25 protein-coding genes are annotated in these 26,908 nt (G+C 64.3%); 18 read left to right on the top strand and 7 right to left on the bottom strand.

Going from position 1 to position 26,908, the window contains the following annotated elements:
* Nucleotides 1-117: 117 nt before the first annotated feature.
* Nucleotides 118-909 (bottom strand): exodeoxyribonuclease III, encoded by a 792-nt coding sequence (xth, locus tag QA643_RS19410; RefSeq protein ID WP_283034676.1) that lies wholly within the window; start codon nt 907-909, stop codon nt 118-120.
* Nucleotides 910-1,115: 206 nt separating this feature from the next.
* Here xth and QA643_RS19415 point away from each other — a divergent pair, with 206 nt between their 5' ends.
* Genes QA643_RS19415 through QA643_RS19425 form a run of 3 tightly spaced genes read left to right on the top strand, consistent with a single transcriptional unit; the run spans nt 1,116 to nt 6,241 of the window.
* Complete coding sequence (locus QA643_RS19415) at nt 1,116-2,246, top strand: efflux RND transporter periplasmic adaptor subunit (RefSeq protein WP_283034677.1); 1,131 nt, start codon at nt 1,116-1,118, stop codon at nt 2,244-2,246.
* A 3-nt stretch (nt 2,247-2,249) separates the two neighbouring features.
* Nucleotides 2,250-5,378, top strand: coding sequence for an efflux RND transporter permease subunit (locus QA643_RS19420; RefSeq protein WP_283034678.1), 3,129 nt, complete (start codon nt 2,250-2,252; stop codon nt 5,376-5,378).
* Nucleotides 5,375-6,241: an amidohydrolase family protein gene (locus tag QA643_RS19425; RefSeq protein WP_283034679.1), complete on the top strand. Its 867-nt coding sequence runs from the start codon at nt 5,375-5,377 to the stop codon at nt 6,239-6,241. The genes QA643_RS19420 and QA643_RS19425 overlap by 4 nt, the downstream gene beginning before the upstream one ends.
* Nucleotides 6,242-6,303: 62 nt before the next feature.
* On the opposite strand, the gene QA643_RS19430 is transcribed toward QA643_RS19425, so the two are convergent.
* From QA643_RS19430 to QA643_RS19440, 3 genes are all read right to left on the bottom strand, one after another.
* Entirely contained in the window at nt 6,304-6,504 is a 201-nt protein-coding gene (locus QA643_RS19430; RefSeq protein ID WP_283034680.1) for a hypothetical protein, read from the bottom strand.
* Nucleotides 6,505-6,684: 180 nt separating this feature from the next.
* A complete protein-coding gene (locus QA643_RS19435) occupies nt 6,685-7,653 on the bottom strand; it encodes a tripartite tricarboxylate transporter substrate-binding protein (protein WP_283034854.1) in 969 nt (322 codons plus the stop codon).
* A gap of 89 nt (nt 7,654-7,742) precedes the next feature.
* Nucleotides 7,743-8,816: a tartrate dehydrogenase gene (locus tag QA643_RS19440; protein WP_283034681.1), complete on the bottom strand. Its 1,074-nt coding sequence runs from the start codon at nt 8,814-8,816 to the stop codon at nt 7,743-7,745.
* Between the two features lie 262 nt (nt 8,817-9,078).
* Between QA643_RS19440 and QA643_RS19445 the strand changes: the two genes are divergently transcribed.
* Nucleotides 9,079-9,984: a LysR family transcriptional regulator gene (locus tag QA643_RS19445; RefSeq protein WP_283034682.1), complete on the top strand. Its 906-nt coding sequence runs from the start codon at nt 9,079-9,081 to the stop codon at nt 9,982-9,984.
* Between the two features lie 199 nt (nt 9,985-10,183).
* Here QA643_RS19445 and erpA read toward each other — a convergent pair whose 3' ends face one another.
* Entirely contained in the window at nt 10,184-10,513 is a 330-nt protein-coding gene (erpA, locus tag QA643_RS19450) for an iron-sulfur cluster insertion protein ErpA (RefSeq protein ID WP_283034683.1), read from the bottom strand.
* A gap of 106 nt (nt 10,514-10,619) precedes the next feature.
* On the opposite strand from erpA, the gene QA643_RS19455 reads away from it, so the two are divergent.
* From QA643_RS19455 to surE, 12 genes are all read left to right on the top strand, one after another.
* Complete coding sequence (locus QA643_RS19455) at nt 10,620-11,828, top strand: deoxyguanosinetriphosphate triphosphohydrolase (RefSeq protein ID WP_283034684.1); 1,209 nt, start codon at nt 10,620-10,622, stop codon at nt 11,826-11,828.
* A 10-nt stretch (nt 11,829-11,838) separates the two neighbouring features.
* Nucleotides 11,839-13,632, top strand: coding sequence for an arginine--tRNA ligase (gene argS / locus QA643_RS19460; RefSeq protein WP_283034685.1), 1,794 nt, complete (start codon nt 11,839-11,841; stop codon nt 13,630-13,632).
* Nucleotides 13,633-13,749: 117 nt separating this feature from the next.
* Nucleotides 13,750-15,270: an SPOR domain-containing protein gene (locus QA643_RS19465; RefSeq protein ID WP_283034686.1), complete on the top strand. Its 1,521-nt coding sequence runs from the start codon at nt 13,750-13,752 to the stop codon at nt 15,268-15,270.
* 53 nt (nt 15,271-15,323) lie between these two features.
* The gene (gene nagZ, locus QA643_RS19470; RefSeq protein ID WP_283034687.1) at nt 15,324-16,346 is read left to right on the top strand and encodes a beta-N-acetylhexosaminidase; all 1,023 of its coding nucleotides are present in this window, start codon (nt 15,324-15,326) and stop codon (nt 16,344-16,346) included.
* Nucleotides 16,343-17,170 (top strand): ScpA family protein, encoded by an 828-nt coding sequence (locus tag QA643_RS19475; protein WP_283027536.1) that lies wholly within the window; start codon nt 16,343-16,345, stop codon nt 17,168-17,170. Before nagZ ends, QA643_RS19475 begins: the two co-directional genes overlap by 4 nt.
* A gap of 18 nt (nt 17,171-17,188) precedes the next feature.
* Nucleotides 17,189-17,935 (top strand): SMC-Scp complex subunit ScpB, encoded by a 747-nt coding sequence (gene scpB / locus QA643_RS19480; RefSeq protein WP_283027537.1) that lies wholly within the window; start codon nt 17,189-17,191, stop codon nt 17,933-17,935.
* Nucleotides 17,936-18,105: 170 nt separating this feature from the next.
* Nucleotides 18,106-18,342: a twin-arginine translocase TatA/TatE family subunit gene (locus tag QA643_RS19485; RefSeq protein WP_283027538.1), complete on the top strand. Its 237-nt coding sequence runs from the start codon at nt 18,106-18,108 to the stop codon at nt 18,340-18,342.
* 120 nt (nt 18,343-18,462) lie between these two features.
* Nucleotides 18,463-18,984, top strand: a complete 522-nt coding sequence (gene tatB, locus QA643_RS19490; protein ID WP_283027539.1) for a Sec-independent protein translocase protein TatB — start codon at nt 18,463-18,465, stop codon at nt 18,982-18,984.
* Nucleotides 18,981-19,799, top strand: a complete 819-nt coding sequence (tatC, locus tag QA643_RS19495; RefSeq protein ID WP_283027540.1) for a twin-arginine translocase subunit TatC — start codon at nt 18,981-18,983, stop codon at nt 19,797-19,799. Before tatB ends, tatC begins: the two co-directional genes overlap by 4 nt.
* A gap of 209 nt (nt 19,800-20,008) precedes the next feature.
* On the top strand, nt 20,009-21,340 hold the full coding sequence (gene serS, locus QA643_RS19500) for a serine--tRNA ligase (RefSeq protein WP_283027541.1): 1,332 nt from the start codon (nt 20,009-20,011) through the stop codon (nt 21,338-21,340).
* Nucleotides 21,341-21,351: 11 nt separating this feature from the next.
* A complete protein-coding gene (locus QA643_RS19505) occupies nt 21,352-21,822 on the top strand; it encodes a hypothetical protein (RefSeq protein WP_283027542.1) in 471 nt (156 codons plus the stop codon).
* Between the two features lie 92 nt (nt 21,823-21,914).
* Entirely contained in the window at nt 21,915-22,682 is a 768-nt protein-coding gene (gene surE, locus QA643_RS19510) for a 5'/3'-nucleotidase SurE (protein ID WP_283027543.1), read from the top strand.
* 187 nt (nt 22,683-22,869) lie between these two features.
* On the opposite strand, the gene QA643_RS19515 is transcribed toward surE, so the two are convergent.
* Complete coding sequence (locus QA643_RS19515) at nt 22,870-23,247, bottom strand: response regulator (protein ID WP_283027544.1); 378 nt, start codon at nt 23,245-23,247, stop codon at nt 22,870-22,872.
* Between the two features lie 279 nt (nt 23,248-23,526).
* Between QA643_RS19515 and QA643_RS19520 the strand changes: the two genes are divergently transcribed.
* Nucleotides 23,527-24,144, top strand: coding sequence for a protein-L-isoaspartate(D-aspartate) O-methyltransferase (locus QA643_RS19520; protein ID WP_283034855.1), 618 nt, complete (start codon nt 23,527-23,529; stop codon nt 24,142-24,144).
* 109 nt (nt 24,145-24,253) lie between these two features.
* The gene (locus tag QA643_RS19525; protein WP_283027545.1) at nt 24,254-25,636 is read left to right on the top strand and encodes a LysM peptidoglycan-binding domain-containing M23 family metallopeptidase; all 1,383 of its coding nucleotides are present in this window, start codon (nt 24,254-24,256) and stop codon (nt 25,634-25,636) included.
* Between the two features lie 160 nt (nt 25,637-25,796).
* Here QA643_RS19525 and QA643_RS19530 read toward each other — a convergent pair whose 3' ends face one another.
* Nucleotides 25,797-26,768, bottom strand: a complete 972-nt coding sequence (locus QA643_RS19530) for an ATP-binding protein (RefSeq protein WP_283027546.1) — start codon at nt 26,766-26,768, stop codon at nt 25,797-25,799.
* Between the last annotated feature and the right edge of the window lie 140 nt (nt 26,769-26,908).

Below are 26,908 nucleotides of genomic sequence, written 5' to 3' on the forward strand. Positions count from 1 at the left end.
AGCGCATCTTCGCGCGTCTCGAACCATGCGGCCCCGCTGGTGCCATTCATCCTTCGAGACGCCGCTTTCGCGGCTCCTCATCAAGATGAGGTTTGACAGGCCACTCCGTCGTTCCGGCTACGCCGTCTCCAGGTCGAAATCCGCCCACACCGGCACGTGGTCGGACGGCTTTTCCCAGGCGCGGACGTAGCTGTCGATGCCGACATTGGCGAGGCGGTCGCCGGCCTGCGGCGACAGCAGGAGGTGGTCGATACGCAAGCCCCAGTTCTTCTGCCAAGCGCCGGCCTGATAGTCCCAGAAGGTGTAGAGGTTCGGCTCGTCTGTCACCGCGCGCAGCGCGTCCGTCAGCCCTAGCCCGAGCAGCGCCTGGAAGGCCTCGCGGGTCTGGGGCCGGAACAGCGCGTCATTGGTCCAGGCGGCGGGGTTATAGACGTCGGATGCGGCCGGAATCACGTTGAAGTCGCCTGCAAGCACCAGCGGCTCCTCCGCTTTAAGTCGCTCCTTCGAGTACTCAAGAAGCCGCGACATCCATTTGAGTTTATAGGGATATTTATCGGTGCCCGGTGGATTTCCGTTGGGCAGATAGAGGCAGGCGATCCGCATCACGCCGGTCTTGAGCGTAACCACGCCTTCGAGGAACCTGGCATGGGCGTCCTCGTCGTCGCCGGCCAGCCCCGACTTGGTCTCGTCGAACGGCAGTTTCGACAGCAGTGCAACGCCGTTGAAGGTCTTCTGGCCGTGGGTGACCACGTTGTAGCCAAGCGCCTCGATTTCGAGCCGCGGGAACGCCTCGTCGACGCATTTGATTTCCTGCAGGCAGACGATATCGGGCGAGCACTCCTTGAGCCAGGTCAGGAGGTGTTCGAGCCGCTGCCGGATCGAATTGACGTTCCAGGTGGCAATGCGCATGAAAAACGGGCCCGGGCTGGTTGCATGATCCGGGAAGTCCCGGTGTTTCATGCTTTAAAGAGAACTGTAACTACACATTTTCCCGCAGTGGCATACCATGTGCAGGAACGCTGTGGTAATCGTTTAGAAATAAGGCGCAAAAGTCGCCGTCAAGGGGCCGGAGAAGTTCGTCCCGTCCTTTGGGGACGGTGAGCGTGAAAAAAATTATGAAAAAGCGTAGCTTCATCCTTCTTGTCGGCGCCATCGCCATTGCCACGGCAGCCGGCTTCATCACCCGCTCCTCATGGATGGGCGGCAGCAGCAACGCCCAGGGCCCGCAGCGGCCGCGGATGGTGTCCGTGGAGCTCGCCAAGGCGGAGCGCAAATCCATGCCCGTCGATGTCGACGCGATCGGGATGGTGACGCCGATCTCCAGCGTCGCGCTGAAGTCGCGGCTGGAGACCACGATCGTCTCGGTTCATTTCGACGACGGCGCCAAGGTCAACGAGGGCGATCTGCTGTTCACGCTGGATAGCCGCCAGATCGACGCGCAGATCGAGCAGGCCGAGGGCGTGCTCGCCAAGGACCAGGCGCAGCTCGAAGGCGCGCAGCGCGACCTGCGGCGCTACAACGACCTCGTCGGCAAGGGCGCCACCACCCAAGTCAATGTCGACAATGCGAGGACGCAGTCTGACATCCTGACGGGAACGATCAAGGCCGACCAGGCCGCGCTCGACAATCTCCGGGTCCAGAAGAGCTACACCACGATCCGCGCCCCGTTCACCGGGCGCATCAGCGTTGCCAATGTGAAGGTCGGCAATTTCGTCCGCCCGGCTGACACCACCCCGCTGGCGGTGATCAACCAGATGGCGCCGGTCTATGTGACCTTCTCGGTTCCGCAGCGCGTGCTGGTCGATCTGCGCGAAGCCATGGCCAAGGGCGCTTCCGCCGTCACCGCCACCATTCCGAATTCGCAGCATTCCCAGAGCGGCAAGGTCGCGATGATCGAGAACACCGTCGATCAGACCACCGGCATGGTCACGGTGCGCGGCATCATGGCCAATGAGACCGAAGTGTTGTGGCCGGGCACGCTGGTGGCGACCAAGCTGATTATCCGGACCGAGGATTCGATCGTGGTGCCGACGGTCGCGGTGCAGCGCAGCCAGAGCGGCAATTTCGTCTTCGTGGTCAAGGACGGCGCGGCCAAGGTGCAGGCGGTCAAGGTCGACCGCACCGCGCAGGGCATGTCGGTGATTTCGGAAGGGCTGACAGGCGGGGAGGACGTCGTCGTCGACGGGCAATTGCTGTTGTCGGATGGAACGCAGGTCCAGCCGCGGGCCAAGAAGGCCGGGGCCTGACCGATGACGCTGTCCGAACTCTGCATCCGCCGCCCGGTCATGACAACGCTGATCACGGCGTCGATCATCGCGTTCGGCATCTTCGGTTTCCGCCTGCTGCCGGTCTCGGCGCTGCCGCGGGTCGATTTTCCGACCATCGCTGTAACAGCGACGTTGCCAGGCGCGAGCGCCGACACCATGGCGGCCTCGGTCGCCGGCGTCATCGAGCGCCAGCTCTCGACCATCGCCGGCATCTCGTCGATGTCGTCGAACTCGTCGCAGGGCACCAGTACCATCACGATCCAGTTCGATCTCAACCGCAACATCGATGCCGCTGCACTGGACGTGCAGACCGCGCTGACGATCGCGCAACGCCGGTTGCCGCGCGAGATGATCATCCCGCCGAGTTTCCGCAAGGTGAATCCGGCCGAGTTTCCGGTGCTGTTCGTGGTGCTCAACTCGCCGACGCTGCCGCTGTCCACCGTCAACGAATATGCCGAGATCAACCTCGGCCAGACGATCTCGCAAATTCCGGGTGTCGCCCAGGTCAGTGTCTACGGCGCGCAGAGATTCGCCATCCGCGTCCAAGCCGACCCCGAAGCCGCCGCAGCGCGCGGGCTGTCGCTGGAGGACATTCGCGCCGCGGTCTCGGCCGCCAACTCCTCCACACCGGTCGGCACGCTGAACGGGCCGAAGCAGGACGTGGCGTTGCAGGCCTCGGGCCAGATGGACAAGGCGATGGACTATCGCCAGATCGTAGTGGCCTGGCGCAATGGCTCACCGGTCAAGCTCGATGAGGTCGCGCGCATCTACGACAGCGTCGAGAATGACAAGATCGCCAGTTGGCTGAATGGCGACCGTTCCATCGTGCTCGGGATCCAGAAGCAGCCCGACGCCAACACGGTGGCGGTGGTCGATTCCATCCTGGCCAAACTGCCGACGCTGCGGGCGCAGATCCCGCCGTCGGTGTCGATCAACGTCCTGATGGACCGTTCGGTCTCGATTCGCCAAGCGGTGGCCGACGTCGAGGAAACGCTGCTGATCGCGGTCGGCCTCGTCATCCTCGTCATCTTCCTGTTCCTGCGCTCGGCGTCCGCGACCTTCATTCCCGCGCTGGCGGTTCCGATCTCGCTGATCGGCACCTGCGCGGTGATGTACGCGCTCGACTATTCCATCAACAACATGACGCTGTTGGCGCTGACGCTGTCCGTCGGCTTCGTGGTCGATGACGCCATCGTCATGCTGGAAAACATCGTTCGCCACATCGAGCACGGCATGCGGCCGTTCGAGGCGGCGCTGAAAGGCGCCCGCGAGATCGGCTTCACCATCATTTCGATCACCTTCTCGCTGATTGCGGTATTCATCCCGGTGCTGTTGATGGGCGGCATCGTCGGCCGCGTGTTCCGCGAATTCGCGGTTACCGTTTCGGTCGCGATCATCGTGTCCGGCTTCGTCTCGCTGACGCTGACGCCGATGCTGTGCGCCCGCGTGCTGCGGGCCCATGAGGCCAGCAAGCGTCCCAATATCGTGCTGCGCGCCTTCGAGGCGATGTTCGAGGCCTGGCTGCGCGCCTATGAATGGACGCTCGACTGGGTGCTGGCCCGCAAGTTCCTGATGCTGATGGTGACCTTCGCGACGCTGGGCGGCACCGTCTATCTCTACATGATCGTCCCGAAGGGCTTCTTCCCGCAGGAGGACACCGGCTTTCTGATCGGCGTCACGGAAGCAGCCACCGATACTTCGTTCGAGGCGATGAAGGAGCGGCAGCAGGCGCTGGTCGAGGTGCTGAAATCCGATCCGGCGATCGAGTACATCAATTCCACCGTCGGCGCCGGCGGGCCGAACACCACGGCGAATTACGGCCGCCTGTTCGTCGCGCTGAAGCCGAAGAAGGAGCGCGACCACCTCAACGCGATCATCGGGCGGCTGCGCGCCAATGCGCAGAAGATTCCCGGCATCCAGGCGTTCTTTCAGCCGATCCAGAATCTCAATATCGGCGGCCGGATTTCCAAGAGCCAGTATCAATACGTGATGCAGAGCGGCGACACCGAGTCGCTGTACCGCTTGGCGCCGGAGATGCGCGACAAGATCGAGAAGCTGCCGGGCCTGCTCGACGTCACCACTGACCTCTACATCAAGAACCCGCAGATGACGGTCGACATCGACCGCGAGAAGGCGGCTGTCTACGGCGTCACCGTCGATCAGGTGCGCAACCAGCTCTACAACGCCTACGGCACGCGCCAGGTCGGCACCATCTACATGCCGTCGAATGACTACCAGATCATCCTGGAGGTGCAGCCGCAGTTCAAGGTCGATCCGTCCGATCTGTCCAAGCTCTACCTGAAGACGCAGGCTGGCCAGACCATCCCGTTGTCGGCGGTGGCGAAACTGGTTCCGAGCGTCGGCCCGCTGCAGATCAACCACCAGGCGCAGCAGCCGGCGGTGACGATCTCCTTCAACCTCGCGCCGGGCTATTCGCTGGGCTACGCGGTCGACAAGATCACCGAGCTCGAGCAGGCTTCCAACCTGCCGGCGACAATCGCCACCGGCTTCTCCGGCACCGCGCAGGTGTTCCAGGATTCGCTGCGCGGGCAGGGCGTCCTGATCCTCGCCGCCGTGTTCGCCGCCTTCGTCATTCTCGGCATTCTCTACGAAAGCTTCATCCACCCGATCACCATCATCTCGGGCCTGCCGTCGGCCGGCATCGGCGCCATCCTGACGCTGATGCTGTTCGGGATGGAGATGTCTGTTATCGCGATGATCGGCATCGTGATGCTGGTCGGCATCGTCAAGAAGAACGCCATCATGATGGTGGATTTTGCGCTGGAGCGCCGCCGCGTCGGCCTCAGCGCCGAGCATGCGATCCGGGAAGCGGCGCTGTTGCGCTTCCGTCCGATCATGATGACGACGTTCGCCGCGATCTTCGGCACGCTGCCGATTGCGCTCGGCGCCGGCGCTGGCGCCGAGCTGCGCCAGCCGCTCGGCATCGCGGTGGTCGGCGGCCTCTGCCTGTCGCAGCTGCTGACGCTGTACATCACGCCGGTGATCTACATCTATCTCGACCGCATCGACCGCCGCCTGCGGCGCAAGCTCGAGCCGCAGTTCGAGGAGACGGGCGAGGGCGAGCGGCCGCACGTGGTCGCCGCCGAATGATGGCTTTCGCGCGCGCGATGCGGCCGGCTGCGCGGGCTGCCGCGTTGCTGGTCGCGCTCGCTGGCGCCATCGGCTTCGCCAACCCGGTACGTGCCGACGAGCCGATCGAGATCTTCGACGCTCATCTGCACTATAATTGGGAGCCAAAGCCCCATTTCAGGGTCGAGGAGGTGCTGGCGCTGTTCAAAAAGCATCGCGTGACCGGCATCCTTGCGACCAGCCGCCCGAACACCGGCACGCACGCATTGATGGACGCCAAGCCCCAAGGGCTGCAGATCGTCCCGTTCATCCGCCCCTACCGGGTGCGCGCCGATATCCAGACCTGGTTCGGCGATCCCTTGATCTTCGACCTCGTGCAGGACGAGTTCAAACGCGGCTATTACCGCGGCATCGGCGAATTCCACATCTCAGGCAAAGCGGCCGATACCGAGTGGGTGAAGAAAACCGTCGACTTTGCCGTCGAGCATGACCTCTATCTGCACGCGCACGCCGACGACGTCGCCGTCGAAATCCTGATGCGGCACAATCCGCGCGCCCGCATCATCTGGGCCCATACCGGTTTTTCGCTCGCGACCGATCGCGTGGCGGAGATGCTGACGAAATATCCAAAACTGTGGGGCGAATTGTCCTACCGCGGCGGCATCACCGATGGCGGCGGCAAGCTGACGGCGGAATGGCGTGCGCTGTTCGAGAGTTTCCCGGACCGCTTCCTGCTCGGCTCCGACACCTGGATCAACGAGCGCTGGGAGAGCTACGGGCAGATCATGGCCAGCTATCGCGCCTGGCTGTCGCAACTGCCGCCGAAGATCGCGACGCAGATTGCCCATGGCAATGCGCGGGCGCTGTTCGGCAGCGAGCGCTGAGTTTTTCGATTAGTCTAGTCTGGCGGTATCGCCGTAACGCAAGCGTCAGCCTTGATATGCCGTCACGGCATCCGTTGCAGGCCGATCTCGGGATCGTGGAAATTCGCGCCGATCCCTTCGCGATCGAGCCGGCGCAGGCCGATGGCAAGTTGCCTCAGGTCGTTGCGATGCGGACCGATCGGTAATTTGCGCGCACGCCGGAGCGCGTCGACGGCGTGCTTTTTGAGAGGCGTCAGTGCCTCACCTGACGAATTCTTCATCAAGCCAGCCCCAGGTTTGGAATTAACGCTCAAATACGACGCTTGACGATAGTGGGCGCTAAAACCGCGCGTCTGTTCGGAATCAGACGCATTGCAAATTTTTTAACGACACGCTGCCCCTGCGGTAGCGCAATCAAATCACGACCGCAGATTTCCGTTCAAGCTTCTGTCAGTCCAGCGTTGTCAATCCGCGAACTGGCCGGCCGCCTTGATGATTGGCGCCCAGCGATCGACCTCGCTGATCAGCTTTGCCTTCAGGGCTTTCGGCGTCGCTTCATGCTGCGGAACGGGCTCGGTGTTGATGTCGTTGAAGCGCTTTACGAGATCGGGGTCGCGCAGCGCTTCCTGCAGCGTCTTGGCAAGTTTCTGGACGATCTCGTCGGGTGTGCCCTTGGGCGCGTAGATGCCGTGCCAGGCGCCGACCTCAAAGCCTTTCAGGCCAGCCTCATCGGCGGCCGGAAGATCGGGCATCGACGCCAGCCGCGTCTTCGTCGTGATGGCATAGGCCTTGACCAGTTTTGAGGCGATCGGCGCCGTGGTGTTGGTGGTCTGGTCGCAGGAAAGGTCGATCTGCTTGGCGATCAGGTCGTTCATCACGGGCGCATTGCCCTTGTAGGGCACGGTGAGGATTTCCTTGCCGACCGCGGTCATGAACAGCATGCCACAAAGATGCGAGGCGGCGCCTAGCCCGGCATTGCCGAACGTCATCTTGTCGCCGTTGGCCTTGATGTAGGCGACGAGCTCGGCGAGCGTGTTCGGCGGCAGATCGGGCCGGCCGATGATGGTCATCGGCGCGTTGGTGACGAGGCCGATCGGGGCGAACGCCGTCTTGGTGTCGTAGGCCAGCTTGCGGTACAGCGTCGCCGCCGTGGAGATGCCGATGTGATGGATCAGGATCGTGTAGCCGTCGGGCTCGGCGCGCGAGGCGCGGGTGGCGGCGATGGTGCCGCCGGCGCCGGTGGCGTTCTCGACGACGATGCTCTGATTCAGGATTTTCGACATCGACTGCGCGGTCACCCGCGCCACCGTGTCGGTGGCGCCGCCGGCCGCAAACGGGACCAGCAGCGTGATCGGCCGGCTCGGGTAGTTCTGCGCCGGACTCGCGGAGCTGATCATCGCGAACGAGAGCGCGAGAACGGCCGTTGTCTTCATGTGCATGGACGTTTCCCTCTATTCTTGTTTTGATTTGTCGCGCGGGCATTTTTGCCTCGCGCCCGAGCCCATCGTGCAGATGATATCAATTACACGTTGGAGCTATGGATGGCGTCCACGACGGCGGCAGTGACGTCCTTCGTTGTCGCGGTGCCGCCGACGTCGGGGGTGGTGATCCCGGCGCCCGTGACCTTCTCCACGGCGCGCATCAGCCGCGCCGCGGCTTCCGTCTCGCCGAGATGATCGAGCATCTGCGAGGCCGTCCAGAAGCTGGCGACCGGGTTGGCGATGCCCTTGCCGGTGATGTCGAAGGCCGAGCCGTGGATCGGCTCGAACATCGAGGGGAAGCGCCGCTCGGGATCGATATTCGCGGTCGGCGCCACGCCGAGGCTGCCGGCCAGCGCGCCGGCGAGGTCGGACAGGATATCGGCGTGAAGGTTGGTCGCGACGATGGTATCGAGGCTCTGCGGCTTCAGCGTCATCCGCACCGTCATCGCATCGACCAGCATCTTGTCCCAGGTGACGTCAGGGAATTCCTTCGAGACTTCATCGGCGATCTCGTCCCACATCACCATGCCGTGCCGCTGCGCGTTCGACTTGGTGACGACGGTGAGGAGCTTTCGCGGCCGCGACTGCGCGAGGCGGAACGCGTAGCGCATGATGCGCTGGACCCCGACGCGGGTGAACACGGCCACTTCAGTACCGACTTCCTCCGGCAGGCCGCGATGCACGCGCCCGCCGCAGCCGGCATATTCGCCTTCGGAGTTTTCCCGCACGATCACCCAGTCGAGATCGCCGGGGCCGGCGTGGCGCAGCGGCGAGACGATGCCGGGCAGAATTCGGGTCGGCCGGACGTTGGCATATTGGTCAAACCCTTGGCAGATCGGCAGGCGCAGGCCCCACAGCGTGATGTGATCGGGGACATCGGGTGCGCCGACCGCGCCGAAATAGATCGCGTCGAATTTCTTGAGCCGGGCGAGCGCGTCGGCCGGCATCATCGCGCCGTGCTTGCGGTAGTAGTCGGAACCCCAGTCGAAGGTTTCGACGTTGAATTTGACGTCGCCGAGCCGTTTTTGCAGCGCTTCCAGCGTCTGTACGCCGGCGGCGATCACCTCGGGGCCGACGCCGTCGGCTGGAATGGCGGCGATTGAATATTCACGCATGGAAATCTCCGTGGATGGGTCTGCGCCCTATCCACGTCATTGCGAGCCAACGGGTCGCGCGAATGCGCGCCCGATGACGGGCTCCGCGAAGCAATCCATAGCGCCGCAAGCTGAGACATGGATTGCTTCGTCGCTTCGCTCCTCGCAATGACGGGGCGCCAGCAGGGTCTCGCTTTCCAGGCATCCTGCGGCCGCTTCCGCTTAATCGGCAACCGCCTCGCATTTATACAAAAAATTGATATAATCCCGTCCAGGAGGAGCAATGGACCTTCATCATTTGCGGTGCTTCGTGGCGGCTGCAGAAGAGCTGCATTTCGGCCGGGCGGCGCAGCGGCTCGACATGCTGCCGTCGGCGCTCGGACGTTTCATTCGCCTGCTCGAAGACGATCTCGGCACGCGGTTGATGACGCGCACGACGCGAAGCGTTGCGCTGACCGAGGACGGCGCGGTGCTCTTGAAGGAGGCGAGGGCGCTGGTGGCCCAGGCCGATGCGCTCGCCGGCAGATTCCGCACCCGCGGGCGCAAGCGCGCCGCAATCATTCGCGTCGGCGCCATCGACAGCGCCGCGGCGGGGCTGCTGCCGCGCCTGCTGCACGATTTCCGCAAGCGTCGCCCCGACGTGACCGTGCAACTGGTGGAGGACAAGACCGTGCGCCTGCTGCCGCGGCTGCTATCCGGCCGGCTTGATCTCGCCTTCGTGCGCCCGCCTGATCGGCCCGACAAGCGGCTGGAGTTTCTCTTCCTGCTGCAGGAGACCGCGGTCGTCGCGGTGGCCGAGCGTCATCCGCTGTCACAGCGCAAGCGCGTCACCATTGCCGATCTCGAAGACGAGCCGTTGATCGTGCCCGAGCGGCGCTCGCGACCGCACAGCCACGACCTCACCATGAAGCTGTTCGCGGAGGCCGGGCGCGAGGCCCGTGTCGCGCAGATTGCCGACGAGAAGCAGACCATCGTCAATCTCGTCTCCGCCGGCCTCGGCGTTGCCATCGTGCCGCGCTGGACCTCGCGGATGGCCACCCGCGGCGTCCGCTTCATCCGCCTTGCCGCCTCCGACATGAACAAGCTCCCGCTCGCCGCCGCTTTCACCCGCGGCACCCGCGATCCGGTGCGGGACGATGTGTTGGAAATGCTGAAGGCAGACTTGCCGCGCTACGCGCGGGAGGCGTAGGGGAAGATGCACCGCGAGAGCGCACGTCATAATCGGCTGTCATCGTCCGCGAAGGCGCGAAGGCGGACGATCCAGTATGCCGGAGACGCCAGTGATTGAGCGCTCGGCCGCGGCGTACTGGATCCTCCGCCTGCGCGGAGGATGACGGTGGTGTGAGTGGCGCGGCCGGAATGCCGTAGCTGGTACCGCGTAATTGCGCTCAGATCGAAAAGCTCGTCCCGCAACCGCAGGACGCCGTGGCATTCGGGTTGACCACGCGGAACGATGCGCCGATCAGATCGTCGACGAAATCGACTTCGGAGCCGGCGAGGAACGGCACCGAGGCCGGATCGACCAGCACCACCGCACCCTCGCGGGCGATCACGAGATCATCGTCGGCCTTGGCGTGGTCGACGTCGAATTTGTACTGGAAGCCGGAGCAACCGCCGCCCTCGACCGAGATGCGCAGCATGGCGCCGTCGCCTTCGCCCTTGAGGATTTCGCCGATGCGGCGGGCGGCCCGCTCGCTGACGGTGATGGCAGTGGTCATGACAATCGATCTCCGGCCCCGTCATACCCAATTCATTTGGTATGGCGGCTCAGGCATAGTTAAGTGCGTAATGTCGCGGAATCAAATGGATAAGGACTAAAAAATCGTGTCGGTCGGAATGGCTGCCCCCCGTGCGCCTTATGGCTGCGACCCCGATTCCAGCCGCGGCCGGCTGTTTGCGGAGCCGCCGAGCCGGACGCGGAGCCCGTTCCGGCGCGATTGCGACCGGGTGATCCATTCCACCGCGTTCCGTCGCCTCAAGCACAAGACGCAAGTTTTCGTGTTCCACGAGGGCGACCACTACCGGACGCGACTGACCCATTCGCTGGAGGTGGCACAGATCGCCCGCGCGCTGTCCCGCCAGCTTGGTCTTGATGAGGACCTCACGGAAACGTTGGCGCTGGCGCATGATCTCGGCCACCCGCCGTTCGGCCATGCTGGCGAGCGGGCCCTCGACAAGTGCCTGAAGGCCCATGGCGGCTTTGACCACAACGCGCAGGCGCTCCGGGTCGTGACCTCGCTGGAGCACCGATACCCCGAATTCGACGGGCTGAACCTGACGTGGGAATCGCTCGAGGGCATCGTCAAACATAACGGCCCGCTCGCCGAGCGGAGCGGGGCAGCGGCAGGGCCCCATCGCGACGCGGGGATTCCGATCGGCATCGCCGACTTCAACAAAAAATTCGATCTGGAGCTGTGGAGCTATGCCTCGCTAGAGGCACAAGTCGCCGCCTTCGCCGATGACATCGCCTATGACGCCCACGACATCGACGACGGCCTGCGCGCCGGCCTCTTCAATGTCGATGATCTCAAGGTAATGCCGCTCACCGCGGAGATCATCGCCGAGATCGATCGCCACTATCCCCATCTCGACGATGCCAGGCGCGGCGCGGAACTGGTACGCGAGCTGATCTCCTACATGATCTCGGCGGTCATGGCGGAAGCGGGCAGGCGGCTCGAAGCGGCGAGGCCGCAATCGGCCCATGACGTCCGCCACCACCATCAGCCGCTGGTCGCCTTTCCGCCTGAGGTCGCGGAGGAAGAGGCCGCCATCAAGGCGTTCCTGAAAGTGCACATGTACCGCCACCACCGGGTGATGCGGGTGATGGGGGAGGCCGAAGGCATTCTGTTCGACCTGTTCGCGCGCTACCAGGCCTCCCCCGGCGACCTGCCGCCGGAATGGATCGAAGGCACCGAGCGCGAGAGCGAGGCGGCGCGGGCGCGCCGGATCGGCAATTTCATCGCCGGAATGACCGATCGTTTTGCCTTAATCGAGCACCAAAGGCTTTTTGACTCGACCCCGGATTTGCGTTAGGCGGCGCCCCATGTCCGACAAGCCAGCTTCACAACACCTGTTTGCCGACGCGCTGGCGCGCGTGCAGGCGATCTGCGCCGCGCTCGCAGCGGAAGGCCAATGGCCCGCCGGTATCGATTTCTCGCGCGTCGTGGTCGAGCCGCCGCGCGATGCCAGCCATGGCGACATGGCGACCAATGCCGCAATGGTGCTGGCCAAGGACGCCAAGGTAAAGCCGCGCGATCTCGCCGATAAAATCGCGGAAAAATTGCGCGCCGACGATCTGGTCGCGGCCGTCGAGGTCGCCGGTCCCGGTTTCATCAATCTGACCCTGAAGCCAGAGGTCTGGGCGGACGAGCTGCGCACCATGCTGCGCGAAGGTGCGTCCTACGGCAAAAGCGCAGTCGGGCATGGCGACAAGGTCAATGTCGAATACGTCTCGGCCAATCCGACCGGGCCGATGCATGTCGGCCACTGCCGCGGCGCGGTGTTCGGCGACGCGTTGTGCGGCCTGCTACAGTTCGCAGGCTACGACGTCACGCGCGAATATTACATCAATGATGCCGGCGCGCAGGTCGACGTACTCGCGCGCTCCGCTTACCTGCGTTACCTCGAAGCGCTCGGCGAGGTCATCGGCGAGATTCCGGAAGGACTATATCCGGGCGACTATCTCGTTCCGGTCGGGCAGGCGCTCGCCGCCGAGCATGGCGACAGACTGAAGGCGATGGCCGATGCGGCGTGGCTGCCGATCGTGCGCGCCAAGGCAATCGCCATGATGATGGACATGATCAAGAGCGACCTCGCCGCGCTCAACATCAAGCATGACGTGTTCTTCTCGGAGCGGTCGCTGGTCGAGACCGGCAACAACAAGGTCACCGAAACCATCGATTTCCTGCGCGCCAAGGGCGACATCTATGAAGGTCGCCTGCCGCCGCCAAAGGGCAAGCCGGTCGAAGACTATGAAGACCGAATCCAGACGCTGTTCCGCGCCACCGCCTATGGCGACGATGTTGATCGTCCGCTGATCAAGTCGGACGGCTCCTACACTTATTTCGCGTCCGACATCGCCTATCACAAGAACAAGGTCGATCGCGGCTTCCTTGACATGATCGACGTGTTCGGCGCCGATCACGGCGGCTACATCAAGCGCATGCAGGCGGCGGTGAAGGGCGTCAGCGGCGGCAAGGCCGCGCTCGACGTCAAGGTCGTGCAGCTCGTGCGTCTGTTGCGCGCAGGCGAGCAGGTGCGGATGTCGAAACGCTCCGGGGATTTCGTCACGCTGCGCGAAGTGGTCGACGAGGTCGGCTCCGACGCGGTGCGGTTCATGATGCTGTTCCGCAAGAATGACGCCGTGCTCGATTTCGATCTTGCAAAGGTGCTCGAACAGTCGAAGGACAATCCTGTCTTCTACGTGCAGTACGGACACGCCCGCGGACATTCGATTTTCAAGAACGCGCGTGAAGTCGTTCCCGAACTGCCGGAGGACGACGCGGAGCGGCGCGCCTGGCTGGATTCTGCGCCGGTCGAGCGGCTGACAGATCCGGCCGAATTGGACCTATTGAAGCGGCTGGCGCTCTACCCCCGTATTATCGAGGGAGCCGCGGTCGCACATGAGCCACACCGAATCGCTTTTTATCTATATGATTTAGCCAGTGAATTTCACGCGTTGTGGACTAAAGGGCGGGATTTGCCCTATTTACGCTTCATTATGACTAATGATGCAGAGATCACGAGGGCGCGACTGGCGATGGTACAGGGCGTCGTCTCGGTTCTGGCATCGGGCTTAGCCGTTCTCGGCGTCCACGCTCCAACCGAGATGCGGTAGGCAGGGGCGAAGGCCTTCACGAATGGGGGTTCGTGAGGGTATCTGGCAGGGGCCGCTCGTCATGGTTTGTTTGACATGGCGAGTTTCTCGCTGTCCCGAAGGGGATGCATCATCACGATGGCTGATCGATATCAGAACCAAACTTTTCCCTCCGCTGCCGACCAGGCTCGCGGGGAAAACGATCCGCTTGCCGAACTCGCAAGGTTGATCGGACAGAACGACCCGTATGGGGCCGCCGCAAAGCCCGCGCCGCATCCGCTGCAGTCGCGGGCCAATGTGCGCCCACAGCAATACGATCCAGCACCGCCGCCGGAAGATCTCGATGCGCCGCGGAACCCGCCGAGCTGGATGCAGCGTGCGCGCCACGAAACCCCGCTGCCGCCAGTGTCTCCGCCTGTGCCGCAGGAGCCGGAGTACGAGGACGAGCCGGATTATCAGCCGGCCCCGGTGCATCCCTTGCATCGTTATTCGGCCCAGCAGCCGCCGCCGCTGCCTGCGCAGGACTATTACGAAGCTCCGCAGCAATATGCCGACGACCGGCAGCAGTATGCTGACGCGCCGCAGCACTATGCCGATGGCCGACAGCAATATGACGACCCGCAGCAGGATCCGTCGCGCTACGACGACGCGCTGTATGGACGGCTCGAGGACGGCGAGCATGATTATCAGCGCGATCCGGCCTATCCGGACGATCCCTACGCCTATCAGGGCGAGTACGAGGAAGAGCCCGAGCCGAAGAAGCGCTCGCGCGGTCTGATGACGGTAGCGGCGGTGCTGGCGCTGGCCGTGGTCGGGACGGGCGCTGCCTTTGCCTATCGCACCTTTGTCGGTTCGCCCCGCTCAGGCGAGCCTCCGATCATCCGGGCCGACAACAGCCCGACCAAGGTGGTGCCGGCACCTGCCGATGGCGGCGCCGCCAAGACGCCCGATCGCCTGCTGTCAGGCGATGGCGGCGAGAAGCTGGTGTCGCGCGAAGAGACGCCGGTCGATGTCAATTCACGGTCCGTCGGGCCGCGGGTGGTGTTTCCGCCGCTGAACCCAAACAGCAGCCCGCCGCCGGTGGCGAGCGTGTCGCCGTCAGCACCGATGGCTCCGGCCAATGCCAACGGCACGATGCCAAACAACGAACCGCGCCGAATCAGGACGCTCGCGGTGAAGGGCGATCCCGCGGAGAATGGCGGCGTTCCGGCTGGCGCCAGCGCGCCGACGCAGCGGCCGCCGACACGCAGTGCTGCTGCTGCCCCCCCGGCTGCAGCGCCTGCGCGTAACCCGGCCTCGGCCAATGCCAGCGCCAACACGCCGATGTCGCTCGCCCCGCAAGCGGGCGATCCGGAACCGCCACCGACCCGGATGGCGGCGACCAATCCAACCGCACCTGCCGCTCCGGAGGGCGGCGGCGGCTTCCTGGTGTCGGTGTCGTCACAGGACAGCGAGTCCGCGGCCAGAGAGGCGTTCCGCGTGGTACAGGGTAAGTACTCGTCCGTGCTCGGTTCCCGTTCGCCTGTTATCAAGCAGGTCAATCTGGCGGATGGGAAAACCAAATATCGCGCCATGGTCGGGCCCTACCGAACGCGGCAGGAAGCGGTCCAGTTCTGCACAGAGCTGAAAGCCGCCGGCGGACAGTGCTTTATCCCGTAGAATTATTGCCCGATTCCTTGACCCAGGGGCTGTGAGGGGCCTAATCGGCCCTCATGGCAAGCCGCGCATTCATCACGGGCGTATCGGGACTGGAGCTGACGGCGGCGGAGCGCGAGTTCCTCCGTGGCGAGCTGCCATGGGGCTTGATCCTTTTCAAACGCAACGTCGATACGCCGGATCAGGTATCTGCGTTGGTTGAAGAATTTCGAAGTCTCGTGGGCGAGACGGATGCCCCTGTTATGATCGACCAGGAAGGCGGGCGGGTGGCGCGGCTGACCCCGCCGCATTGGCCGGTCTATCCGCCCGGCGCTACCTTCGGCGCGCTCTACGACCTCGACAAGGCGCTGGGGCTACGGGCTGCCTGGCTCAGCTCGCGCCTGATCGCGGCCGATCTGGTCGATCTTGGCATCACCGTCGACTGCCTGCCGTTGGCGGATGTGCCGGTAGCGGGTGCCGACGCCGTGATCGGCGATCGGGCCTATGGAACCGAACCGGCCAAGGTCGCGGCGATTGCCCGGGCAGTCACCGGGGGCCTGGAGCAGGGCGGCGTGCTGCCGATCCTCAAGCACATTCCCGGCCACGGCCGGGCCACGGCGGATAGCCATTTCCGCCTCCCGACCGTTGAAAACCCGCAGAAGGAGCTGGAACGGACTGATTTTGCAGCATTTCAACCGCTCGCGGACCTGCCGATGGCCATGACCGCGCATGTTGTGTTTAGCGCGATTGACCCGGTCCAACCCGCGACGACATCTGCGACAATCATCAGCCAAGTGATTCGTGGCGTAATTGGGTTCCAGGGCTTGTTGATGAGTGATGACGTGTCGATGAATGCCCTGGCGGGATCGATCGCCGAGCGGACCCGCGCCATCGTCGATGCCGGCTGCGACATGGTCCTGCACTGCAACGGCAAGCTCGACGAGATGCGCGAAGTGGCGCGCGAGACGCCGGAACTGGCAGGCGAGGCCCTGGAACGCGCCAGGCGGGCGCTGGCCTCGCGGAGGCCGCCCGAGCCGTTCGACCGGCAAGCGGGAAGGGCCGAACTTGAAGCGTTGATGGATCGGGTAGGGACGGCATGACGGCTGAGATTCTATCGTTTGAGACTGGACGGCCCGCCGAGATCACCGAAGGCGAGCCGGCGCTCGTCGTCGACGTCGAGGGCTATGAGGGCCCGCTCGATCTGCTGCTCACGCTGGCGCGGCAGCAGAAGGTCGACCTCGCCAAGATCTCCATCCTGGCGCTCGCCGACCAGTATCTGACCTTCATCGAGGCGGCGCGGAAGATCCGCCTTGAGCTCGCTGCCGACTACCTCGTGATGGCCGCTTGGCTCGCCTTCCTGAAATCGCGGCTGTTGCTACCTGAACCGGCGACACCGGACGGGCCGAGCGCCGAGGAGATGGCGACCGCGCTCGCCAACCGGCTGCGCCGGCTTGAGGCGATCAGAGAGGCCGCCAACCGCCTGATGAACCGGCCGCAGTTCCAGCGCGATATTTTTCCGCGCGGCAATCCGGAATCGATCGCCGAGATCAAGCATCCCAAGTTCACGGCGACGCTGTTCGACCTGCTCACCGCCTATGCCACGCAGCGCCAGCAGCGCGTGTTGGCGACCGTGCACCTCGCCAAGCGCACGGTGTGGTCGCTCGCCGAAGCGCGCGCCTCGCTGGAGCGCCTCGTCGGCATGACCGAGTCCGAGGACTGGAGCTGCCTGGACGATTACCTGCTCAGCTACGTGGTCGATCCGTCCCAGAGAGCAACCGTGTTTGCGTCGAGCTTTGCCGCGGCGCTCGAACTGGTGCGCGAGGGAGAGATGGAATTGAACCAGAAAGAGGCGTTCGCGCCGCTGTATTTTCGTAAGCGCCCGCCGCAGGCAGCACAGCCCGCGCCGGATCTGACGGTCGAGTAAGTGGAAGGAGACCTAGCCATGGCAAGCCTGGCGGAAAAACGCATGGAAGATGCCGAGGATCATCCCATCGACCAGAATCAGAATACCGATCAGGCTGCGCGGCCCGAGGAATTGCGGCTGCTCGAAGCGCTGTTGTTCGCCTCTGCCGAGCCGATCGATCAGGCCGCGCTCGGCAAGCGGATGCCCGATGGCGTCGACGTCAAGGCGGCGCTGGCGCAGCTGCAGGCGGAATATGCCCCGCGTGGCGTGAACCTGGTGCGGGTCGCCAACAAATGGACGTTCCGCACCGCGGGCGACCTGTCGTGGTTGATGACGCGCGAAAGCACGGAAACGCGGCGCCTGTCGCGGGCGGCGATCGAGGTGCTCGCGATCATCGCCTATCACCAGCCGGTGACGCGTGCCGAGATCGAGGAAATCCGCGGCGTGGTCACGTCGAAGGGGACGCTGGACGTGCTGCTCGAAACCGGCTGGATCCGCCCGCGCGGCCGCCGCAAGACGCCGGGCCGGCCGTTGACCTTCGGCACCACCGAAGCCTTCCTCTCCCAGTTCAGCCTGGAAGCGCTGGGCGACCTGCCGGGCCTGGAAGAGCTGAAGGGTACGGGGCTGCTGGATTCGCGGCTGCCGTCCGGCTTTTCCGTTCCGACGCCGTCCGACGATGTCGCGCTGCGTGAGGACGAGGATCCGCTGGAGGCCGGGGACAATCTGGAACTGCTCCTGGCACCGGCGGCCGAGCCTGAAGAAGGCGGCGGAAGCAGCGAAAGCTAGTTCCGTCAGTCCCGCCGGCGGCCCGCTCAGGCGGGGTTAATGATAGCCATAATACGTAGCCGCGACAGCGATTTGCCGCGGCGTGGGTCCTTGTTTTTGACACCTCTCGGGCCTACCTTCCGCCCAAGCTTAGGCCGGAAGCCGGCCATCTCTTTTTGGAGGATTGCAGGATGGGTTCGCTTAGCATTTGGCACTGGATCGTCGTGATCGCAGTGGTCCTGCTGCTGTTCGGCCGCGGCAAGATTTCGGACCTGATGGGCGATGTCGCGCAGGGCATCAAGGCGTTCAAGAAGGGCATGCAGGACGACACCAAGGAGCCCGAAAAGCCCGCCGAGCCGGCAAAGACGATCGAGCACAACGCGGCGCCGACGGCGGCGCGGACGGATGTCGGCAGCAAGGCGGTCTGAACCAGGCATCTTGGACCCGGCGTCGGCTGACCGTCGCCGGTTTTAGAAAAGGCGCGGGCAGCTCCAAATCTTGGCTATGATGGATTGGGGCGCGGACGTCTCGCGCGAGCGGAAGAATTCATGTTCGACGTCGGGTGGAGTGAACTGGTCGTCATCGCGGTTGTCGCGCTGATCGCCATCGGCCCGAAAGAACTGCCGGGCGTGCTGCGCATGGTCGGGCAATGGATGGGCAAGGCGCGCAAGATGGCCGCCGAATTCCAGGGCCAATTCCAGGAAGCCATGCGCGAGGCCGAAATGGCCGACCTCAAGAAGAGCTTTGACGAGGTCAAGGAGACCGCCACCGCGATGTCTCCCGGTAACCTCATGACCTCCCTGCAAAAGGACGTCGACAGCGCCCTGCAGATCAGCGAGCCGGACAAGCCCGCCACGCCGGAAGCCGGCGACGCCCAGGTGGCAGGTGCCATCGGCGAGCCCGTCACCCCGACGACGCCGGCCGCACCGACGCCGGAGACGTTTGTCGAGGCCGAGGCCCATTCGGCCGCTGCCGAGCCGCTGGCGATCACCCGCGACGTTCAGGCGCCGGTTCAGCAGGATATTGCTCCGGCTTCACCTGACGTTCTCAAGGACGCCAAAGCGTCATGACGATCGAAGACATCGAGGCCAGCAAGGCGCCATTGATGGATCACCTGATCGAGCTGCGCTCGCGGCTGATCAAGGCGCTGCTCGGCTTTGGCATTGCGTTCATCTTCTGCTTCTTCTTCGCCAAGCAGATCTACAACGTGCTGGTTTGGCCGTTCGTCTGGGTGGCGGGCGCCGAGAATTCGAAGTTCATCTACACCGCGCTACTGGAATATTTCCTCACGCAGTTGAAGCTCGCGCTGTTCGGCGCCGCCTTCATCTCGTTTCCGATCGTGGCGACGCAGATCTACAAGTTCGTGGCGCCGGGCCTCTACAAGCATGAGCGCGGCGCGTTCCTGCCGTACCTGATTGCAACCCCGTTCTTCTTCGTGCTCGGCTCGCTGCTGGTCTATTTCGTGGTGCTGCCGATGCTAGTGCGCTTTTCGCTCGGCATGCAGCAGATGGGCGGCGACGAGACTGCGCAGATTCAATTGCTGCCCAAGGTCGGCGAATACCTTTCGCTGATGATGTCGCTGATCTTCGCCTTCGGCGTCGCCTTCCAGTTGCCAGTCATCCTGACGCTGCTGGGACGGATCGGCATCATCACCTCGAAAATGCTGCGCGAGAAGCGGCGCTATTTCATCGTCATCGCCTTCGTCATCGCGGCCGTGCTGACGCCGCCCGACGTCATCAGCCAGGCCTCGCTCGCGATCCCCCTGTTGGCCCTTTATGAGGGCGCCATCATCGCTGTCGCCATGGTGGAAAAGAAGGCCGCCGCGCAGACCTCGACGACACCGCCGTCCGCCAGCCCGCCTGCGGAAACCAATCCGGCGGAATAGGGCGCTCAGCGTGCTCCGCGATTGGTGTCATTCCCCGCGAAAGCGGGGAATCTAGTACGCCGCGGCTTGGCGGATTTATCTCGAACGGCTCTGGAATACTGGATCACCCGCTTTCGCGGGTGATGACAAGATGGTACTTGGGGCGCACCGTAAACAATCAACATAAATGCTCAATGTTTACGGGTGATGACCTCAGGACCGAACCCCTCATGCACGACATCAAAGCGATCCGCGACAATCCGCAAGCTTTTGACGCCGGACTGAAGCGCCGTGGACTGGCGCCGTTGTCGGCCGCGCTGCTCGCGATCGACGAAAAGCGCCGTGCGGCGATCCTGGCGTCCGAGCAGGCGCAGGCGCGCCGCAATGCGGCATCGAAAGAGATCGGCGAGGCCAAGAAAGCCAAGGACGAGGCGCGCGCCAGCAAGCTGATGGCCGAGGTCGCCGAGCTCAAGACCACGATGCCGGAGCTTGAGGCGGCGGCGAAGGCGGCCGATGAGGAGCTGGCGAAAGAGCTCGCCGCAATTCCCAATCTGCCGCTCGACGACGTGCCCGAAGGCGTGGACGAGCACGGCAATGTGCAGCGGCACATCTACGGCAATATCCGCAACTACGCCTTCACGCCAAGGCCGCATGACGATCTCGGCGGCGCGCTCGGCTACATGGATTTCGAGGCCGCCGCCAAATTGAGCGGCGCACGCTTCGTCGTGTTAAAGAAGGGGCTTGCACGGTTAGAGCGCGCGATCGGCCAGTTCATGCTTGACCTTCATACCAACGAGCACGGCTACACCGAGATCAATCCGCCGCTATTAGTGCGCAACGACGTGATGTTCGGCACGGGCCAATTGCCGAAGTTTGAGGACGATCAGTTCTGGGCCATCAAGGGCGAGCTGCTTGCCGCTCCTGACGAACGGTTGAAGACCGAACGTCTCGGCCTCATTCCGACCGCTGAAGTCTCCTTGACCAACCTCGTCCGCGAATCCATCGTCGACGAAAAAGAGCTGCCGATGCGGCTTACCGCGCTGACCCCATGCTTCCGCGCCGAAGCGGGCGCCGCGGGCCGCGATACCCGCGGCATGATCCGGCAGCATCAATTTACAAAAGTCGAGCTGGTGTCGATCGCAACGCCGGAAACCAGCCGCGACGAGCATGAGCGCATGCTGTCCTGCGCGGAGGAAGTGCTGCGCCGGCTCGGTCTGCACTACCGCGTAATGACGCTGTGCTCGGGCGACATGGGTTTTTCCGCGCAGAAGACCTACGACATCGAGGTCTGGATGCCCGGGCAGGGCGAGGGCGGGGCTTTCAGGGAAATCTCGAGTTGCTCGGTGTGCGGTGACTTCCAGGCGCGGCGGATGGATGCGCGCTCGCGCGGGCCGGATGGCAAACCGCGTTTCGTGCATACGCTGAATGGCTCCGGCACCGCGGTCGGCCGCGCGCTGATTGCGGTGATGGAAGTCTATCAGCAGCAAGGCGGCTCAATTGCCGTGCCCGACGTGCTGCAGCCGTACATGGGCGGGCTCAAAGTGATCGAGCACGACAAATAGCGCAAGGCAAAATGGCATTGCATCGCGACATCCTTTGGATCGGGAGGCAATGGGCTGTTACCGGCCACGGGATGCAATTGATCGATCAACGGCTAATGGGCGTCTTCGACATCGAGGTCGCCGATCTGTGGGACGACGATCTGATCGCGCGCATACATGCCAAGGCGTGGCTCAACAGCGCGGATTTCGACAAGGGGCTGGCGGTGGCGCGGGCGCGCCACAGGCCACCGGAGGCGGAAGTGGAGCTTCCCTCAGCCGCGCTCATTCCGATGATCGATTCCATCGAAGCGTCCCCGCCACCGCAACCAGAGCGGCCGCTTTCCGTCGAACCCGCGCCAATCACACCGGCCCCGCCGGCGGCTCCGATTCCGCCGCTTCTGCCCGCCGAATCGGTGAAACAGGCCTCGCCGGATCTGCAGATGAAAATGGACGGCGCCGCCAGATTTGCACGGCCGTGGCGCGTCTGGATGAAGAAAACCTGAGCGAATCGACTGGTTTGCCTCGGCGGCGATAGGGCGATAAGACGACCCCGGCGGCAGGGCCGACCGATCTCGAACAGAAGGCACTTTGACGGATGCGCATCCTCTGCACCAACGACGACGGCATCCATGCGCCGGGCCTGAAGATCGTCGAGGAGATCGCCCGCGCGCTGTCCGACGATGTCTGGATCGTGGCGCCGGAGCTCGACCAGTCCGGCGTCTCGCACTCGCTGTCGCTCAACGATCCGCTGCGGCTGCGCGAAGTCGGCCCGCGCCATTTCGCGGTGCGGGGCACGCCGACCGACTGCGTGATCATGGGCTCGCGCCACATCCTCGGCGAGAAGATGCCCGATCTCGTGCTCTCAGGCGTCAACAAGGGCCGCAACGTCGCCGAGGACGTCGTCTACTCCGGCACCATCGCCGGCGCGCTCGAAGGCACGATCCTCGGCATTCCGTCGTTCGCGCTGAGCCAGGAATTTTCCATTGAGACCCGCCACGCGCCGCTGTGGGACACCGCGCTGAAATTCGGGCCCGACATCCTGCGCAAGGTGATCGATGCCGGCGTGCCGAAGAACACGGTGATCAACGTCAACTTCCCCGCCTGCACGCCCGATCAGGTCAGGGGCATCAGCGTGACGCGGCAGGGCAAGCGCAATCTCGGCTTCCTGAAGGTCGACAAGCGCCATGACGGTCGCGGCAATCCCTATTTCTGGATCGGCTTTGAGCGTGCCGCGATGATGGATACGCCGGCCGAAGGCACCGATCTTGCCGCGCTGGCGGCGCACTACGTGTCGGTGACGCCGTTGCGGCTCGACCGTACCGACGAGGCATTTTCGGAAGCGCTGACGGCGACGTTGCGATAGGTCGAGCGGTATCCTCGAAATAGGATCGAGCGGTAACCTCACAACCAGTCGTCGTCCCCGCGAAGGCGGGGATCCAGTACGCCGCGGCTTCTCGATTCTATCGCAGGTCTCTGGGATACTGGATCATCCGCCTGCGCGGATGATGACAGCTGAATGGATGTTTACAGCTGAATGTGCGGCTGACGGCTTAAACCGGCGCGCTCTTCATCGTCGCGGCGATGACCTGCGCCAGCGTTTCGAGCTGGAATGGCTTCTGCAAAGCCGGGCGGTCGCGATATTCCTGGGGCAGGCCGGAGGAGCCGTAGCCGGTCGCAAAGATGAACGGGCGGTTGCGCGCCGTGATCAGTTCGGCCACCGGCGTGATCACCTTGCCGTTGACGTTGACGTCGAGAATGGCGAGGTCGAACTCGGTCGATTGCACGAGCTTGACCGCTTCGCCGATATCTCCAGCCTCGGCGGCTACGCTATGGCCCAACTCTTCCAGCATGTCGGCGACCATCATGCGGATCATGACCTCGTCTTCAACGAGGAAAACAGAACAGCCCGCCGGCCGTGTCGCTACCATGATGGATTCCTTGCCCTTCCGAGGGTCGAGGTTCGCAAAAAACGTCCCTTGGTGCAATGTCGACATCAACTGGCCCAGCACGCTCGAGGCGGACAGCAGCCGCGATTCCCGGCCCCTAACGCCGGGACGCGACTGCAGTTCCCACATTCGGAACCAAAAAGTTGAGGAAATTCTTCCTTAAGCGCGCATAGGCTATTACATCTCGGCGAGCCGAAGCATTCGATCGGCGGCAGCGCCTGCCACGAGACCGCAATGTCGCAAGAACCGCCCGAGAAGATGATGTTTCAGCTCACGCTGCGGCGGCGGGGGATCAGCGACCAGGCGGTGCTGCGGACCATGGAGGAGGTGCCGCGCGAGGCGTTCGTGGCATCAGGCGATCGCGACCATGCCTACCGCGACAGCGCGCTCGGCATCGCCTGCGGTCAGACCATCAGCCAGCCTTTCGTGGTCGCCTACATGACCGAGCAGCTGCAGCTTCAGAAGGACCACAAGGTGCTCGAGATCGGGACCGGCTCCGGCTATCAGGCCGCGGTGCTGTCGCGGTTATGCGCCCATGTGCTGACTGTCGAGCGCTACCGGACGCTCGCCGATGCCGCTCGCGCCAAGCTTGAAAGCCTCGGCTACTACAACATCGAGGTGCTGCTGGGCGACGGCTTCGACATCCCGCCCGGGGCCGGCGATTTCGACCGCATCATCGTCACCGCGGCGATGGAGCAAATTCCGGAAAAACTGCTGCAGCGGCTGCAGCCCGGCGGCATCCTGATCGCGCCGGTCGGCCCGCATCACGGCACCCAGACTCTGGTCCGTGTTACCAGGACCGAGAGCGGTTTCGAGCGCAAGGAGCTGGTCGACGTCCGCTTCGTCCCGGCGCTGCCGGGAATCGCGCGCGAGCTGTAAAAGCCCGGATTGGCGGTTCCCGCCAACATCTTATTCCAAGGGTTAAGCCGTTATTTACTCGGTACGTGTTTACTCAAAACAGTATTTTGTTGCGTACGAGTGAGTAACCATGTCCCGTCTCGCCGAGTTGCTTCGCTCGCGTCGGGTGCCGCAGGTCGCGGTGCTGGCGCTGATGTCGGTCGGCTTTGCCGGCTGCAGCGCCGATATGCAGACGCGCTTTTCCGACAGCTCGTTCTCCAATCCCTTTGCCTCCCAGCCCGAAGCCACCGGCACGGTGCGCGCTCCCGCCGCCGAACGCCGCGAGCCGCCGCAATACGCCCGCCCGCAGTCCCAGCAGGCGCCCCAATTCCAGTCCCAGTCCTTGCCACCTCCCGCTGTCGCTGCGCCGTCTGCGTATCCCGCCAGTTCGGGTGGGGTGTCGGGAGGAGGGCGCGGGGTTTCGTCCTATGCGCCGCCGACCCATTCGCCGATCGAAACCACGGCGACGGTGCCGCCGCGTTCGGTCGCCGCTGCGCGTCCGGCCGCGCCGGGCGGCACCACGATCATCGTCGGCACCAGCGACACGCTCGATATTCTGGCCAAGCGCTACAACGTTTCGCCGGCAGCGATCCTGCAGGCCAATGGCTACAAGGGCCCGCGCGTGCTGTCGCCCGGCCAGCAACTGATCATTCCGCGCCAGAGCGCCGTGGCGGCGGCCGCACCGGCTTCCGCACCGGCGGCCAGCAAACCCGTTGCCGTCTCGGCGTCTGCGCCAAGCGTCCATGTCGTCAATCGCGGCGACACGCTGATGAGCATCGCGCGCCGCAACCATGTGCCGGTGGCCGAGCTCGCGAAGGCCAACCACCTCGATCAGTCCGCCAAGCTCAGCCTCGGCATGAAGCTCACGGTGCCGGCCGCCAAGTCGGCTGCGGCCGCTGCGCCGGTGGCGCAGCCGGTCGCCGCGGCTCCCGCCCAGCCGGCCGCGCCGGTTGCAGCACCCGCGACCAAGGTCGCCGCGGTCGGCGGCCCGGCGCAGAGCGCGCGGCTCGCCTCTGCCACGACCAATATCGTGGAAGACAAGCCTGCCGCCGCGGAAGCTGCGCCGGTCAAGCCCAGCGAAGCCACCGGCGCGCTGCCGACCTTCCGCTGGCCGGTGCGCGGCAAGGTGATCACCAGCTATGGCGCCAAGACCAACGGCAAGTCGAATGACGGCATCAACCTGGCGGTGCCGGAAGGCACGCCGGTGAAGGCGGCCGAGGATGGCGTCGTCGCCTATTCCGGCAACGAGCTCAAGGGTTACGGCAATCTGGTTCTGGTGCGGCACTCCAACGGTTACGTCACCGCATATGCCCATGCGAGTGAGCTGATGGTGAAGCGCGGCGATACGATCAAGCGCGGCCAGATCATTGCCAAGTCGGGTCAATCGGGTGAGGTGGGGTCGCCGCAGCTCCACTTCGAAATCCGCAAGGGTTCGTCGCCGGTTGACCCGCTGCAATTCCTGAATGGGGCGTGAGTTGCCACCACACCCGTAGCTGTCGTCGCCCGGCTTGACCGGGCGATCCAGTATCCAGAGCAGTTGCGATTGAGCCGCAAAGCCGCGGCGTACTGGATCCCCCGCCTTCGCGGGGGATGACAGCGGATCGCTTGGCGTTCAGCGCACCCACGTCACGTGGTTACTTCCCCGAAAGCCGCACACCTAACCGTCCGGCCAGCTCCTGCGTGAACTGCCAGGCGACACGGCCCGAGCGGGAGCCGCGGGTGGTCGACCATTCCAGCGCCTCGCGCTCCAGCTCCTCGTCGCTGATCCCGATGCCGAAATGGCCGCAATAGCCGCGGACCATCGCGAGATATTCGTCCTGGCTGCAGCGGTGGAAGCCGAGCCAGAGGCCGAACCGGTCGGACAGCGACACCTTCTCCTCGACGGCCTCGCCCGGGTTGATCGCGGTCGAGCGTTCGTTCTCGATCATCTCGCGTGCCAGGAGGTGCCGGCGGTTCGAGGTAGCGTAGAGGATGACGTTATCGGGACGGCCCTCGATGCCGCCTTCCAGCACCGCCTTCAGTGACTTGTAGGAGGCGTCGTTGCCGTCAAAGGAGAGGTCGTCGCAGAACACGATGAAGCGGAAATCGGAACTGCGCAGCAGATCCATCAGGCCGGGCAGGCTCTCGATGTCCTCGCGGTGAATCTCGATCAGCTTGAGGCGGTCGGCCGGCTCGCGGTCGACATTGATGCTGGCGTGCGTCGCCTTCACCAGCGAGGACTTGCCCATGCCGCGCGCGCCCCACAACAGCGCGTTGTTGGCGGGCAGGCCGTCGGCAAAGCGCTCGGTGTTCTCGATCAGGATGTCGCGCATCCGGTCGATGCCCTTGAGCAGGCCGAGCTCGACGCGGCTGACGCGCGGCACCGGCGACAGGCGACCATCCGGGTGCCAGACGAAGGCGTCGGCGGCCCCGAACGGCTCGGGACTGATGGTCCCAGGGGCGGCGGCGGAGAGGTGACCGGCGATGGCTTCCAGGGCGGTCGCGATCCGCTCGGCAGCGGCGCCGTCGAGCGTGTTTGCCGGACGTTTTGTCGCGGTTTTCGCGGGCGCTCGGGAGGCGGCCTTGGGGGTGACGCGGGGCGTTGTTTTCTTGGCTTTTTTGGACATTTCCGGAGTTCCTGACGGCGCAGCCTTAACGGGCCTTGGAAGCTCCCGCAAGCGGCCTAAATCAGGGGGTGGCGAGCGTTGCAATTGGGCCCGCCGCCGCTATAGTCCGCGCGAATTTGCCCGGACCGGCGACATGCCCA

This window comes from Bradyrhizobium sp. CB3481 (genome assembly GCF_029714305.1).
In the GTDB taxonomy this organism is placed as follows: Bacteria; Pseudomonadota; Alphaproteobacteria; order Rhizobiales; family Xanthobacteraceae; genus Bradyrhizobium.